This window comes from Vibrio sp. SCSIO 43132, from assembly GCF_019904195.1.
GTDB classification, from domain to species: domain Bacteria; phylum Pseudomonadota; class Gammaproteobacteria; order Enterobacterales; family Vibrionaceae; genus Vibrio; species Vibrio nigripulchritudo.
Map to the genome: position 1 here is coordinate 83913 of NZ_CP063200.1, position 15178 is coordinate 99090.

Here is a 15178-nt window from a genome sequence, read left to right on the forward strand (position 1 = left end):
TTCCTTTTATCTCACCAATGCCTGAACCGTCATACGAGCACCGTTATCCAGCAAAGATTGATAGGCAGAACTGACTGCATCAATCAGCTTCGGATTTTTCCCAATGTCAGGAGAGAAAATCGTGTCGATGTCGAGCAGTGCAGGCACCACTGACGGATTCAGGCCATGATGATCACAGATCTGCCTGAGGGTATCTGCCATCGGGTCCTTCACATCAATCAAACGTCCCTGCTCATCCACACCAGACACATATCGCATCCAGCCTGCAATTGCGGTTGCCAGCCAGGAAAAGTCCGATCCTTGATTTAGATGAAACTGCAAACTGCCACCCCAACGCTGCGGAATTTTCTGACTTCCATCCATCGCGATTTGCCAGGTCTGGTGTTTGAGATTTGGATTGGAAAAACGGTCAATCAGACGATTAGCGTAACCCTCTATATCTGTGCCTTCCGGCATGTTCAAAGAAGGGGACTGCGAGAGCATCATTAAGTCGAACACCACCTGCCGGAAATTTGAATCTGCTATCGCATCCGAGATGTACTTACAACCGGACAGATACCCCAAATACGCCAGAAACGAATGGCTGCCGTTGAGCATGCGTAGTTTCATTTCTTCGTAAGGCAATACATCTTCAACAAACTCTGCGCCAGCTAGATCCCAGTCTGGTCTTCCAGCCACGAAATCATCTTCAATCACCCACTGCCGGAAAGGTTCACAGGCAATGGCACAGGAGTCATTGCAACCCAACTGTTCGGTTATTTCTGCCAGAGTATCTTCTGTCGCAGCAGGAACTATCCGATCGACCATGGTACAGGGGAACGAGACATTCTCTCGGATCCAGTCACTCAGCTCCGGATCGAGTAACCGGGCAAATTCAAGAATTGCCGCCTTGGCGACCCGACCATTTTCCTGCATGTTGTCGCAAGACAACACAGTAAACGGTCCCTGCCCTTTTTCGCGTCGGATACTCAATGCCTGAACAATGTAGCCAATCGCCGATTTGGGGGTTGATGGGCTGGCGAGATCTTCCAACACCGCACGGTTGTTTCTGTCCAGAGTGCCTGTTGCCGGGTCCACACAATACCCCTTCTCTGTAATGGTCAATGAAACGATCGCCACTTGGGGTTCACACATTTTGTCTATGACCGCCTGAATACCATCCAGCTTGGGATGAAGAGATTCCGTCACAGACTGAATGACTTTCACTTCTGTCGTCTGTGCCCCTTTTTCCTGTACGGTGAATAGGTGGTCCTGCTCGCGCAACGCTTGCGTAAACTCTGCGCCGCTAAAGAGCTTAACGGCACAAATGCCCCAATCCGAACCCGATTTACTGAGCATTTCGTCGGTATAAAGTGCCTGATGCGCTCGATGAAACGCACCGAAACCAATATGAACGATACGGCTTTGGAGAGCAGAGCGGTCATAATCTGGCACCTGAACGTGCTCTTTGAGAGTTGAATTGGAAATCGTCTTCATTGATGTATTCCTTCTCCTTTAAAACATCTATAACAACTTAAAATTGGTTTACCAAAATATATATCCATAAGGTACAGATTTGAACATTGAGAGGAAAGAGTATAAATAGACAGAGCTCATTATCATGAGATCTTCTTCTCAGCTGAGCTGGTCAACCAAAAAAATGAATCAAAGTGTGATTTTGGTCGACCAATTTATTTGACGACTCTGTCAAATATCACCAATAATACTCAAAAGATAGAAATTAAGTGTATTACAAAGTACAAAACAACTTCAGGTCAGCACTATTGGGCGACCAATTTTAAATTTAACGATTGTATGAATAAGTATCAAACGAGAACACAAGACGAAGCTATTGTGATGACCTTCCAACCTAAGCGCCCTTATCAGGAAATAGGTATTTTACTCCGAAGGGAGCTTTCTGAAGGCATTTACAAAGTAGGCGAGAGACTTCCACCTGAACGCGATATTGCAGAACGTCTCGACGTCAGCCGTACAGTTGTACGTGAAGCAATCATCATGCTCGAGCTGGAAAACCTGGTTGAGGTGAAAAAAGGCTCTGGTGTATACGTTATCGATATTCCATCTCAGCCAAGCTCCCGAGAGAATGCGATCAGCGATGACGCTGGTCCATTCGAAATGCTCCAGGCTCGTCAATTGCTGGAAAGTAATATTGCCGAGTTTGCAGCAACACAAGTCACCCCTAATGACATCGTAAAAATGCGAGCCGCTCTCGAACTGGAACGAGAGGAGCTGGCAGCTGGTGCGAAGGAACACAGTGGTGATGAAAAGTTTCATATGTGCATAGCAGAAGCCACTCAAAACTCAGTGTTGGTGGATATGCTGAAACAATCTTGGGAACGACGCGAAAACAGCCCGATGTGGAAGAAACTTCATTCTCACATCGTAGGTCAAGACTACCGACAAGAGTGGTTAGACGATCACGCCAAAATCCTCGCTACATTACAGCGTAAAGATCCTATCGCTGCCAAAAGTGCCATGTGGCAACACCTTGAAAATGTCAAACATCGCCTGTTAGAGCTGTCCGACATTGATGACCCTGATTTTGATGGCTACTTGTTCAGTTCCAATCCGGTTATATCACTGAACACAAAGAAAGATTGAGGGGAAGCCCAAGATCCCAATCAAAACGATAACGCGTTGTAAAACGCATTTTTTCACCAGGTAGAAAAGGATTAAAAGCTACGTGAGCATAAGAGGTTAATTCCATGGAACAAACTTGGCGGTGGTACGGGCCTAACGATCCTGTGTCACTGGACGATATTCGTCAGGCGGGAGCGACGGGGATAGTGAATGCCCTGCACCACATCCCGAATGGAGAAATATGGTCCAAAGAGGAGATATTAAAACGTAAAGCGATCATCGAAGAAAAAGGTCTTACCTGGTCAGTGGTTGAAAGCGTGCCCGTCCACGAAGAAATCAAAACTCAGACCGGAGACTTCCAGCTGTGGATTGATAACTACAAACAAACGTTACGCAATCTTGTGGAGTGTGGCATCGACACCGTCTGCTACAACTTTATGCCAGTACTAGACTGGACTAGGACCGATCTTGAATATGAAATGCCTGATGGTTCAAAAGCTCTGCGCTTCGACCAGATAGCATTTGCCGCTTTCGAGCTTCACATCCTCAAGCGTTCAGGCGCTGCAGAAGAATACACCAGCAATGAACAGGCGCAGGCACTCGATTATTTTAATCAAATGACTGAAGCTGAGATTCAGAAGCTAACCAACAACATCATTGCAGGGTTACCCGGAACAGAAGAAGGGTACACACTTACTGACTTGCAGGCTAAGTTAGACCGTTATGAGGGAATCAGCAAAGACAAGTTGCGCGAGCACTTGGCTTACTTCCTCTCACAGGTGATCCCTGTGTGTGAGACTCACGGCTTGAAGCTGGCGATTCACCCTGATGATCCCCCGCGCCCCATTCTTGGTTTACCAAGAATCGTGTCCACTCTGGAGGACATCGACTGGCTGGTGAATGAAATTCCAAGCAAGATGAACGGGTTGACCATGTGCACCGGATCTTATGGTGTGCGAGGTGATAATGATTTGGTGAAGATGATAAAAAAGCACGGTAGCCGAATCTTCTTTACTCATTTGCGCTCAACGCAGCGAGAGGAAAGTAACCCACAAACGTTTCATGAGTCAGCACATCTCGGTGGTGACGTGGACATGTACAACGTGGTGAAGGCCATTCTGGGAGAAGAACATCGCCGAGCCCAACAAGGTGATCACCGTTTAATTCCGATGCGCCCGGATCACGGTCATCAAATGTTAGACGATCTCAAAAAGAAGGTTAATCCCGGTTATTCTGCCATTGGTCGCTTAAAAGGACTGGCAGAAGTAAGGGGCTTAGAAATGGGCCTGAAACGGGCATTCTTTGAATAGTGAGACAAGCAGAAGTATCGACGCATTGTTAGCCGAATAGAAAAAGAAAAAACCTCCCAACCGGGAGGTTTTTTTCAACTAAAAATCTACTCTTTCACGAAGCTAGTGGGTTTTACTTTTATTTGCTTTTCGACAACTTCGGAATTCGCGTCACCCGCTATGTATTTTGCCAGCACAGCTTCGCTGACATCGAATGGATGATCCACCTCTGCCTTCAGTTCTTTAAGATTATCTCCGATGAACACATAGTCGAGATGTTCTACTTTCTTTTCTTTATGGAGCAATCTAAATAGCCCCAAATAATGCAGACTATTCCCACCTTGCTTATTGATGGCGTAAGGAACTACAAACACCATTTCCGACTCGGGATCAACCAAATTCAGAGGCTGGATACCGATGTAGTCCAGAACCACTTCTCCGCGCTGACCATCAACCGTGTAAAACCCTTTTACCTGCTGATAAGGTGCTTCACCGATGAATTGGCTGAGCTGAGCATTAGAAATACTGTTAGGTACCTGCACTCGCCAAGGCTGCGCATCGTGAAGTGCAAACAACTTAAGCATGACAGGGTCATCACCTGCTACTTGTTCCTTTTTATGAGAGAACCCCTGCTTGGCATGGATTTCTTCATCCGTCATGTTAAATCGATAAACCGCAGCGACAATCACAACAACCAGCAAAAGAATCGGAATCAGTAAAATCAGAGGGATAGGAAGTAACTTTTTTGACATGGTAGAGCTCACTAGAAATTTGGCTGCCAGTGTACCTTAAAATTGTCATGCGTTATTGACCTGCTCCCAAATAACCTCAAGATGCCGGATTCAGATCTTCAATATCAACTTTTTGTGCGCTTACCGTCATCAGACAGGATTGCTCTACGGCGTGCCAGGCTTTTCGTTCACTGTCCAGAGGTTCGGACGCCACCACAATGCCATCATCCATGTGTTTATAAAACAAGGTGGGTGCATGATCGTCGGATGCGTAACGAAATGCCCAGATGGTATCACCGTCCGACCAACTAGCGCTGATTCGAAGCGGTTCATCCACCTCTTCTTCTTTCATTAATGACTCGATCGACGCCAGAGTTTTTCTGATGGCTGATTGTATTTCGCCTTCCATTAGTCCATTGGCAATCAGCAGCAGGAAAAGCAGTTCACTGTCGGTTTGTCCTAAACGGCAACCGTAAAGAGATTTAGGGATCAAGCGTTCTATATGCCAGCGCAGTTCTGCGTACCCGCCGATTTGACCGTTGTGCATAAACAACCAGTTTTTATAGCGAAACGGATGACAATTGGTGCGAGCGGTCTGAGTGCCCGTTGAAGCTCGAACATGCGCAAAAAACAGAGGAGAAACAATGTGCTCAGACAAGCTTTTTAAGTTGCAGTCACTCCAGGCTGGCAGGACTTCCCGATACAGACCGGGATCGTCTTTTACCCCATACCATCCCACTCCGAATCCGTCAGCATTGATGGCAGTCACCGATTTTCTGGCACTCATACTTTGCTGAACCAGCGAATATTCCGGTGCGAAAATTAAGTCAGACAGATACGTTTCTTTTCCCTGATAGGCGAGCCATCGGCACATATTTACTCCTGAAATGAATTCCGTTAATAAATTTATTCTCCTCAGAATCATTATAGTAGTCAGAGACATCTTTCGTCTCTGCGCAATGGAGCAAAAATTAACTTTTGTATTACTTAAAAGACCCTAATCTTTCTAAGGCATTTTCCAGATATTGCTGCGCGTGCTCTTTAAATACCCGGGCTTTAGCACCAAGTAGCCGACCACTTGGCCAAATCAGGTACAGATCCCGTTGCGGACCAAACCAGTCGTCCAGCGGGGTCACCAGCTCTCCCGACTTCAACTGTTCATAAACTTCCGTCGCGGGTAATAAAGCCAGCCCTAAACCGTCTCTTGCAAACTGGCTGGCAATATTGATGTCATCGACTTTCAGAGCACTTCGCTGTCGGATGGTCGCCTTATCGCCCGTTCTCCGGTTCTGAAATTTCCACACAGGCAAATGTGCGACAGTGATGCAGCGATGATGATACAGATCTTCTAAGTCATGAAGAGAAGAGGATTGAGCCAAGTAATCTGGCGATGCCACCAAGAAGGTAGAAACAGAGCCAACCTTGAGTTGATACAAACGGGAGTCTTTTTGAGGTCCGGCTCGAAGCGCAATATCCGCCTGTTCTTCAATGATGTCTTTGTTTTCGTTATTAAGCTTTAAGCTGAGCTGAATGTCAGGATATTGCCTGATGAACTCTGTCCACATTGGCTGGGCAAACCCAATCGATATATTGGTCGGAGCCAGAACCGTCAGCGAACCGTTAAGGGTTTCCATCTCGTGGCTTAGTCCGCGAGTTTTGGCTTCAAATTCTGTCACTAAGTCGGAGAACGACTGGTAATACACTTCCCCTTCTGCCGTCAGGCGGAACTGACGTGCCGAGCGATGAATGAGCTGACACCCCAACTTTTCTTCCAGTTTCTTTAGCCGTCTGGTTACTGTAGCAGGGGGAATGTTCAGTACTTTAGACGCTCTGGCGAGCCCCTGAGCCTGCACAATATGAATAAATAAGGCGATATCATCAAACATGATTTCATAATTGGAATTAGCAATTCATTTTTTAACCATATTCTTCTTTTTTGGAATTATCTACTCTTTTATTCGTGTTCAAAACCAGCAAGGGAAACAGCATGAAAACACTATGCATCAGTGCAGGGTTATCGCTTTCCAGCGATGCACCCAGAGAATACGTTTTAGAGGAAGCGCACAAACTTGTGGCAGAAACCGTGAAAGAACCGGGGTGTCAGCACTTTGAGCTACTGGAACGCCAGGATGACCCGACAAAATTCACATTATGGGAGCGCTGGGACAGTGAAGAAGATTTGAACAATCACTTTGAACAGCCCCACACCAAGGCGTTCCTTGCGCAAAACCTGACTAAAGTGGAATACATCGAGAAGCTGTACTCACTGTCGGATTGAGGAGGCAGTATGAAGCACAGAATTATTTTTGGGTTGCTTATGTCACTGGTGCTTTCGAGCATGATGACGTTATGGGTGACCTGGTTAAACCTAGGGTTTAGCGATGTTTTTTTCTCGTCCTGGATCAAAGCTTTTTTGCTGGCATGGCCTGCTGCCGCTGCCATTTCAATCGCTTTGGGTCCTCGCGTACAAAAGCTGACTGCCCAGTTGGTCGCGCTCAAACTTCATGGAGGGCACCATGCCTGACTCAGAACTGAAAAGACATCACTACCCCAGCTTAGGCGATGCCGTAGGACCTTATGTTCATGCGACTGAACATAACGGAACGCTTTACACTTCCGGGTTTACCGCTTTTGGTACCGATGCTCAACATCTTGGGATAGGGCCGCAGCTCAAAGCCATTTACAGCCAGTTATCTGCAATTGCGGAGCATCACCAGACAACGCTCGACTCAATCATCAAGGTGACTGTCTACATTACCGATGTGGCAGATATCCCCGAGGCTCGGGATGCGTTGTTTGAGGTTTACGGTGAAAAGTACCCAGCCAGTGCCATGGTTCAGGTCGCGGGGCTGTTTCATCCAGATCTGAAAGCCGAAGTGGAAGCCGTCGTTTCACTAACCTGATATCAAAGCAAAAGAAAGAGCCAGCTGTTTAGGCTGGCTCTTAAGTTTATTGGTCGAAGGTTTATCGACCGTAGGTTTCGATAATGAAGCGTTCGAAGTTATCGCACATGTCGGAGTCTGACGCAGAGTTAGTAGCCAGTTCTTTATCGCCATCCACCACTTTGATAGTGGCATTCAGTGACACTATTTCCGCTCTCTGACGTGTCGCTAAGCCCTCAATTTTCTTCACCTCTTCATCCCAAGCCTGCTCGATAGACAGGTTACACATGTCAGCCAGATACTTAGCGTTGAACCCTTCGCCTGTGAGGCTAACGATGGTGTCGTTGTGCGAAGTACTGTTACCACCGAACCAGTAATGCTTCGCCATTAACGGACCAATTTCCGGGTTATCCGTCAGGTAACCAAACTTCTCGGTAAAGTAAGCGCGCGTCTGGTACACCGCCATGTGAGCCAGCAGGTAACCCTGATAAGCACAGGCAGATTCATCCGAAAGCAAATGAGGAATAGCGATCAGCGGACGTGGGCTGCACTCTAGCCCCAGAATTTGCTTTTCAGTATCACGTGCCAGTTTGGTGATGTTCTCAATGGTGAGTTCATCGTCACTCAGTTCATAAAGTGCGCGTTCAAAGTAAGGCACAACCAAAATGCTGCGTTCTTCATAGGCTTTGAAAGGCTGACGGCTATCGATCATCGCTTTGATGATTTCATCCGTAACTGGGTTTCCGTTATCGTCCAACGCGTATTGCTTCAGCCAGTCGGCATCCGTTAGCAGGCTATCGCAGAACATCGACTGAGTTTCAGCATAAGCCATAGAAGTAGGCGCAAATTCCTGTGAGAAACAAGGCGCGTTCAGTTTTACGTTCGCGAAATGAGCCGCATGCCCGCCTTCGTGGAACAGGGTGTTGATGCCATCGTATCCGCTGCCGACCTGATCGGGTTTGGCATTACTGGTGAAGTTAACCTGCGCTGGCACCCATGTACCCTGATCGTAAAACGAAGGAACCGGACCATGGCAGAAACCGTTCGGATACTTACCTTTGCGATCCAGCAAATCTAGTGTCAGCTCGGCACCAGAAAAATCAATGTTCAGTCGACCAAACGATTCCACCCAGCGGCGTAGCGATTTGGAAAACGGCACATATGGGTCTAGCTCACGCATGACATCGCCAGCAAACGAGTAAACAAAGTTGTGACCGCTCAGCGCCTGTTCACCTTTCTCCTTAGCTAATGCCTTCAGGCTGTTGAGATGACTGTCGCGAGTACGCACTTCGAAGTCATCCAGAATGTTGAAAAGTTCCTGAGTGGTCATTTTCTCCATTTTAACGATGGAGTAATCGAAAAACGTCTTGTAACCCAGAGAACGTGCAAACGCGTTGCGGCGTTTAACCAGTTCAATAAAGCCATTTTGCAGCAGCCACTGCTCCAGACCGAGCAAAGCTTCGTGAGCGGATTGTCGTACTTCTTCTTTTTCGTTAGTACGAATGGCAGCGCCAACGACAGGCAGAGATCCCTCAACGGTTTCGCCATTTTCATTCACATACGTCATGGCGTGGTTCTGGTTGCGCTCAAACAGATCAAACTCGAATTTGATCAAGTCGGCTTTCAGCTTCTGGCTGTCTTCGCCTTCAATCGCATGTGCTTTAAACGTCGCCAGCCAGCCGCTCAGCCCCTTAATCGTGCTTTGCTTTTCCTGCTCGTCTGTGATGTTTTCAGCCGATTCAAGCTGCTGATTGATGGCTTCTATTTGAGAAGCCTGGCTTAGAAATTGAGTCCACTCGGTTTGAGCTTTCGACGACCCTTCATGATCATCGCTGGTTCCCATGTAGGTTTCCCAGAAGAAATCTTCTTTGGTGCGGTGAATAGCCAGATAACGTTGGTTCAAATCGTTAAGATATGAGGTTGCAGACATTTCTTATCCTTAAAATTGTCGCCTGAATAGACGTCGATTATCGCATGTATGAGATGCCCAAACTACCTCCAGATACGGTATTCGAAACTCTATACTTTGTTGTTGCAATAGGAAAAAACACCGTGGAATAAGTGCCCAATTCAGTTTATTTGGCAATGTATTGAAGCAAACAAAGAAGCCTTAAACACTCGTTTTACAGTGTAAATCCGGTGTACTGACACCATATGCATTTCAAGTATTCCCCGTTAATACCTCACTTTCACAGGCTTACATACCCTTACAATCACTAATGATAATGGGTGCTACCATCACTGGCATAAATGCTATTTTCGACCTGTCGGATACCTTCAATGACCAAAAAACTTCTGGCTCTCACTCTCTTATTCGCGTCCCAATCAATGGCTGCCCACAACCTGAGTGTTCGAGTCGGGCTCCCCTCTTATTCCGATGCGGTCACATCTGACGAAATGTCTGGTTCATCCATCGGCATTGATTTAGTCGATACGTCAGAAATTTACGGTGCACTGAGCGGCGGCGGACATCTGGGTGCTAACTTTATCGAGCACAAAGGGCAAACCTACGAATTAAAAACCGGTGAATACTATTTGGGTCCGTTGGCTGAAATTAACTTCAATGACAACTTTTCCATGCAAGCACGGTTAACGCTGTCTTACATTGAGGCAAAGTGGAATAAAAGACCAAACCAATACAACTGGGGAGCTGGCTACGGAGTCGGGTTTAAATACGCGTTGTACAACTTCACGCTTGGTGTGGATTATCAGCCCTTCATTTCTTTTGCCAAAATCGACGATATAAACCGTGGAGCAACTTATAATCACTTCTTACTGAGTGCGGGCTACCGATTCTAACTTTAGCTAAGAAAATTCGCTCTCTCCCTTGAAATGGTTAGGCCTGGACACTATTTAAGATATTCAATCCACTGCTTATTTTCTCAAGGAATGAAAAACAATGAGTGAATTATCCATTCGTAAAGCCGTCGAAAGCGATTCCGCTCTGATTCTCAGATTCATTACTGAACTGGCGACCTATGAAAAAGCTGAACATGAGGTCTTAGCCACCGAAAGCAGTATCCGAACAACCATCTTCGGAGAAGACGCGACTGCCTACGCGATCATTTGTGAAAAAGCAGGTGAGCCTGTTGGTTTTGCCGTTTACTTTTTCAACTACTCCACCTGGGTTGGCAAGTACGGGCTTTATCTCGAAGATTTGTACGTGACACCTGATGCAAGAGGCACTGGCGCAGGTAAGTTGTTGTTGAAACACCTGGCACAAATTGCGGTTGCAAAAGATTGTGGTCGCTTCGAGTGGAATGTACTCGACTGGAACCAGCCAGCTATCGACTTTTATCAATCGCTCGGAGCCAAGCCGCTCGATGAGTGGGTCGGTTACCGCTTAACCGGGCAGGAACTGCTCGATCTTGCAGAGTCTTAATACCGCTTAATACCAGTTTTAGGGCACATTAACCTTCCCCTTGCTACGTTGATACCCACATCGATGTAAGAGCAGAATTATGATTATTGTCGCTCTGCGACCGCGGATTCATCTGCTTTTGCATCGCTTGCCTCAGAACAGTTAGCAAGGGGTTATTACAGTGCGTATTCAGTCCATCGATATATTGCGTGGGATCGCCATACTGGGGATCCTGTTCATGAATGTTTATTACCACGGCTTCTTTGCTGTGGGGTATGTCTCTCCTGCTTTAGCCCCTCTCAGTGACACGCTAGTCGATCTCTTTAACGGTGTGTTTGTTGATGGCCGCTTCCGAAGCTTATTTTGCCTTCTTTTTGGTGTCGGGCTGGCTATTCAGTATCAGTCTTACAAGAAAAAAGACATCTCTCCACGAGACGCCATTAAACCTCGTCTAAAATGGCTAATGCTGTTTGGGGTTTTACACGGAGTATTCATCTTTGGTGGCGATGTATTGCTGCTTTACAGTGTGACCGCGTGGTTTGTCCTTAAATCCCTTAACCTTCCACAAGATCAGTTGAGAAAGAAAGCCATTCGCTATCTGGTGATTGGCGCAGTGTTGAACCTGAGCTGGAGCGCATTAATTCTGTATTTTTCAGAGCCTCCATTGGTTCAGGGGTCAGCTGCATTTATGGAACTGTACAACGAGTGGTTCAGCTCTTACGGCATTCAGATGATCATTCAAAGTGCCGTTGCCATGATCATCGTCGTCTCATCCCCTCTCTGGGTATTCTGGCAGGTTGCAGGGTTGATGATGCTAGGGGCGTATCTGTATCGCAATGAGTTCTTCACAAAAGGTTTCGAACAGAATGCTCTGATTAAAGTTATCATTGGAGCAGTGATCTTTACTGGCTTGGATGTGGTGCTCAGGCTTCAATTAGCGGCAGCTTCGACAGAAGTCAGCGCACTTTTTGCCAGTGTGTCTGCGGTCTTCGTAGCGCTCATTTACGCGCATATTGTGGTTAAACTGGTTGCCAATGGCAGTCGCATCATTAATCTGTTTGCAGCCCCCGGGAAACTGGCGTTCAGCCTCTACATCTCCCAATCGATTATTGGTGCCATTGTACTGAGGTGGATGTTCCCGGAATTCCACTTAACCTCAACTCAAATCGATTATGTTTATATCGCCCTTGCCTATTCTGCGATTCAGATTGTGCTGGCTCACGTGTATTTAAGGTTCTTTAAGCAAGGTCCTTTGGAATACATTTGGAGAAAAGCGTACACTCGAACCCAACATAAGAAGCAATTACTGACTCCCGCCTCTCAGGTGGAGTAAACACAGGGGTGAAAAATGAGTTTTAACGTTTATCTTTCAGGTGAAATTCACACCGACTGGCGCGACCAGATTATTGAGCAAAGTAAGGCTGCTGGGTTGGATATCACCTTCACATCTGCGGTGACGAATCACGAAGCCAGTGATGCAGCAGGCGATGTTCTGGGTCAGGAAGAAAACGGGTTCTGGCGAGATCATAAGTCTGCAAAAGTGAATGCCATCCGAACCCAAACGCACATTGAGAACTGCGATTTGGCGGTGATACGTTTTGGCGACAAATATCGCCAGTGGAATGCGGCATTTGATGCCGGTTACTGCGCCGCACATGGCAAGCCGTACATTACCTTGCATGATGAAGCGCTGATTCATCCGCTAAAAGAAGTCGATGCATCGGCGCAAGCTTGGGCGACATCACCCAGTCAGGTGGTCGAGATTCTGACTTATCTGCTCAAGCAGGATTGACGTAATTCAAATAGAAAAGGGAGCGAATCACGCTCCCTTTGTTTTTTAGTTAAGTTCTATAAGCAGAAACTTATACCTTTTTCCAAGCACCATCGACTCCCGGAACATTTTCATGGTTGGCGTACCATTTCGCTTCCCATGTTGCTCCGTTATAAAGCACTCGGTCTCCTTTGCCATAGATGCGTTTCGGATCCCACTCGGTAATTTCAGGACCGTAGGTCTGCAACCACACTTCTGCAACACCCGGCTCTTCGTTCTCTGTATGCCACTGAGCCGTGTATTCTTTATTGCGGTGACGAACCACATCGCCTTTCTGATAAATCTTGTTTGGATCCCAGGTCGAACCTGCATCCACCAATTCAACAAGCACAGGTATCGTCGCTACTGCCGTATTGCTGAAGGAGTCACTTGCAGCCAACTCAATGTTGTAAGTGGTCGCAGCAGGTACTTTAAAGCTGATGGTTGGCGTGGTGGTGTTGACAACCGAACCGTCTGGCAGCCCAGACCAGCGATAGCTGACCACATCGCCATCTGGGTCGAGGGTTTTGCTCGCATCAATCGTCACAGTATCACCGACAAATATATCGGTCACTGGTTTATAGCTGATGACTGGTGCCTGATTCGGACGCAGAGTCACGATAACGTTATCCGTACCCGTTTTGCCATTTGCCGTCACAGCAAGTTGGAATGTGTGAACACTTTCTGCACTCACTAATGGCGCATCAAAACTCGCTTGAGAACCCTGCGTAGTCAGAGCGATTGGCGTTCCGCTAACTTGCTTCCATGCATAGGTGATCGCGTCTCCGTCTGGGTCAAACGAGCGGCTTCCGTCCAGTGTGACCGTTTTAACGTGGCTGACCACCTGGTCTTCCCCTGCTCTCGCTACTGGTGCTCTGTCGCCAACACGCGTACCCAAAATCAGAGGCTTACTGATGTGTTCAGGCTTGCATCGGTAGCTGTGCTCTACGCCTTTGAAGGTTCCGTCACGGTTAAACGCATCGTAAGCACCGCCGTCGGCTTTACATAGCTGAGTCCATGGAGTATCAACGGGTAGCGACAGCAGAATCGCATCGAGAACCGCGCCAAACTGGTTGGCAAAATCTATGCTGCCTTGCTTCGCAATAGCATCAAATGCGGTTTTAGCCGACGCTTTAGCCGCAGTAATTTCTTCCGGTGTGTATAGCGGAGCAAGCGCATCTAAATATGTGCTGACCGTTGGCCAGTCAATCTGGCTGGTGTAGTAACCGGGGTAACCGGGACCATTGTTTTCCGCTACGTCATTCAGCTCAGCTGTTTTGTAAGGCACCTGATAGAGGTAGCTGGTACCAAATCCACCTTGGTTTTCCGGATCGAAACACTCATCAATGACGTCCAGAGAAGCACAGTAGGCTCTTACCTCGGGCTTAAGCGGGTTGAGCGCCATGCTGTTTGGACTTAATCCACGGTTGTAACCCACAGAGATCAGCTTAGTCAGCGCCAGTGGATCTTTAGATTCGACTACAAAATTGCCAAAGTCATCAGAAGATCGCGCCAGAATGTAGTAAGCGAAAATGTTGTAGTAAGACGCACCAATGGCACTCGGAACAAAGCTATTTTTGCCTGGCTCAGGTTTGAACACAGCGTTGTAAATAGGCGATGTCATCTCATAAGGTGCGACCGCTTTGTAGACGGAGTCTGGCTTTATACCTTTGTAGAATCGATTCGGGAACATGCGCATCATTTCGCCATACGCGGAATACATATGCCCCTCTAACTGGAAGAAACCGTCGTGTTTGGTTCTGCCATTGTGCAAGGTACTCCAGATGCCGTAATTCGAGTGGTTTGGATCCTGATCTTTGTATTTAGGTGGTGTTGGGTAAGTGAAGGTTTTCGCATCGTAGTCGGCACCAACTGCGCTTTCCTGAAGCGTTTTGGCGGCGTACAAGTTGGCGCTGTGGAACGGGTCATCAATTCCAGTCACGTTCTTGAACAGTTGGGCTGCGTGTGCCATCGCCATCGCCCAATGGGGTCGTTCATTTGGAATCACAAAGGAATACGGCGCGCGCCATACCTTTCTCTTCAGTATCGCTATCTCAACCCATTTATCCGCTGTTGCTTGATCAGGGGCACTTGCCCGAATTTGATCAAGTTCTGCTTCGGAGATATTGAAGTCCATTTGCCCAAGGCGAATCGGACCCGTTTTAATGAGTTTATCCGCGCTCAGTTGGTAGGTGAGTACGCCTACTTCCTGACCGGGCCACGTCGTTGACGCCGAGTTCGCCGCATGTGCTGTAGAGATCGTCATTGTTGCCAGCAAGGTGGAAACAAACAAAGGTCTTAATTTGAAACTTTGCATAGGTTTTGTACCTCTAAATTGACTGGAATTGATTACTTCTTTCCTCAAGCTATCAACCTGTCAAAGAGGTCACAATCTCGCCGACCCGCATTTTATAAATGACTCGCAAACTTACGTAATTAATTGATGAGTCAGTAATTATTAAAGTGACCCTGATTCGATTTGCCATCCTTTTTGCATTTTTCAGTCATGATACTTAATCATGTTA

General features: G+C 47.1%; 15 protein-coding genes. 9 read left to right on the forward strand and 6 right to left on the reverse strand.

Annotated features, from left to right (window positions below; translation table 11 throughout):
- Positions 1-6: 6 nt before the first annotated feature.
- Positions 7-1476, reverse strand: coding sequence for a mannitol dehydrogenase family protein (locus tag INR79_RS18510; RefSeq protein WP_223098522.1), 1470 nt, complete (start codon positions 1474-1476; stop codon positions 7-9).
- 318 nt (positions 1477-1794) lie between these two features.
- Here INR79_RS18510 and INR79_RS18515 point away from each other — a divergent pair, with 318 nt between their 5' ends.
- Both INR79_RS18515 and uxuA read left to right on the forward strand, forming a co-directional pair.
- Positions 1795-2601, forward strand: coding sequence for an FCD domain-containing protein (locus INR79_RS18515; RefSeq protein WP_223098524.1), 807 nt, complete (start codon positions 1795-1797; stop codon positions 2599-2601).
- A gap of 104 nt (positions 2602-2705) precedes the next feature.
- Entirely contained in the window at positions 2706-3890 is a 1185-nt protein-coding gene (gene uxuA / locus INR79_RS18520; protein ID WP_004404190.1) for a mannonate dehydratase, read from the forward strand.
- 86 nt (positions 3891-3976) lie between these two features.
- Here the strand turns inward: uxuA and INR79_RS18525 are convergent, their stop codons facing one another.
- From INR79_RS18525 to INR79_RS18535, 3 genes are all read right to left on the reverse strand, one after another.
- On the reverse strand, positions 3977-4621 hold the full coding sequence (locus INR79_RS18525) for a hypothetical protein (RefSeq protein ID WP_223098527.1): 645 nt from the start codon (positions 4619-4621) through the stop codon (positions 3977-3979).
- A gap of 76 nt (positions 4622-4697) precedes the next feature.
- On the reverse strand, positions 4698-5474 hold the full coding sequence (locus INR79_RS18530; protein WP_022608040.1) for a class II glutamine amidotransferase: 777 nt from the start codon (positions 5472-5474) through the stop codon (positions 4698-4700).
- A gap of 109 nt (positions 5475-5583) precedes the next feature.
- Entirely contained in the window at positions 5584-6486 is a 903-nt protein-coding gene (locus INR79_RS18535; RefSeq protein WP_223098530.1) for a LysR family transcriptional regulator, read from the reverse strand.
- A gap of 101 nt (positions 6487-6587) precedes the next feature.
- Between INR79_RS18535 and INR79_RS18540 the strand changes: the two genes are divergently transcribed.
- The 3 genes from INR79_RS18540 to INR79_RS18550 are packed head-to-tail and all read left to right on the forward strand — an operon-like array spanning position 6588 to position 7503.
- Positions 6588-6878, forward strand: a complete 291-nt coding sequence (locus INR79_RS18540; RefSeq protein WP_223098544.1) for a putative quinol monooxygenase — start codon at positions 6588-6590, stop codon at positions 6876-6878.
- 9 nt (positions 6879-6887) lie between these two features.
- Entirely contained in the window at positions 6888-7124 is a 237-nt protein-coding gene (locus tag INR79_RS18545; RefSeq protein WP_223098546.1) for a DUF2798 domain-containing protein, read from the forward strand.
- Positions 7117-7503, forward strand: coding sequence for a RidA family protein (locus tag INR79_RS18550; RefSeq protein WP_223098549.1), 387 nt, complete (start codon positions 7117-7119; stop codon positions 7501-7503). Before INR79_RS18545 ends, INR79_RS18550 begins: the two co-directional genes overlap by 8 nt.
- 61 nt (positions 7504-7564) lie before the next feature.
- On the opposite strand, the gene INR79_RS18555 is transcribed toward INR79_RS18550, so the two are convergent.
- On the reverse strand, positions 7565-9412 hold the full coding sequence (locus tag INR79_RS18555; protein WP_223098551.1) for a M3 family metallopeptidase: 1848 nt from the start codon (positions 9410-9412) through the stop codon (positions 7565-7567).
- 350 nt (positions 9413-9762) lie between these two features.
- On the opposite strand from INR79_RS18555, the gene INR79_RS18560 reads away from it, so the two are divergent.
- The 4 genes from INR79_RS18560 to INR79_RS18575 all read left to right on the forward strand — a co-directional run bounded on the left by INR79_RS18560 (position 9763) and on the right by INR79_RS18575 (position 12635).
- Entirely contained in the window at positions 9763-10281 is a 519-nt protein-coding gene (locus tag INR79_RS18560; protein WP_223098553.1) for an outer membrane beta-barrel protein, read from the forward strand.
- Positions 10282-10381: 100 nt separating this feature from the next.
- A complete protein-coding gene (locus INR79_RS18565) occupies positions 10382-10864 on the forward strand; it encodes a GNAT family N-acetyltransferase (RefSeq protein WP_022562149.1) in 483 nt (160 codons plus the stop codon).
- 160 nt (positions 10865-11024) lie between these two features.
- Positions 11025-12176 carry a DUF418 domain-containing protein gene (locus INR79_RS18570; protein WP_223098554.1) on the forward strand — a complete coding sequence of 384 codons (1152 nt, stop codon included), beginning with the start codon at positions 11025-11027 and terminating at the stop codon, positions 12174-12176.
- Positions 12177-12191: 15 nt separating this feature from the next.
- Positions 12192-12635, forward strand: a complete 444-nt coding sequence (locus tag INR79_RS18575; RefSeq protein WP_223098565.1) for a YtoQ family protein — start codon at positions 12192-12194, stop codon at positions 12633-12635.
- A gap of 70 nt (positions 12636-12705) precedes the next feature.
- Here the strand turns inward: INR79_RS18575 and INR79_RS18580 are convergent, their stop codons facing one another.
- Positions 12706-14970, reverse strand: coding sequence for a PKD domain-containing protein (locus INR79_RS18580; protein ID WP_223098568.1), 2265 nt, complete (start codon positions 14968-14970; stop codon positions 12706-12708).
- Positions 14971-15178 lie beyond the last annotated feature (208 nt).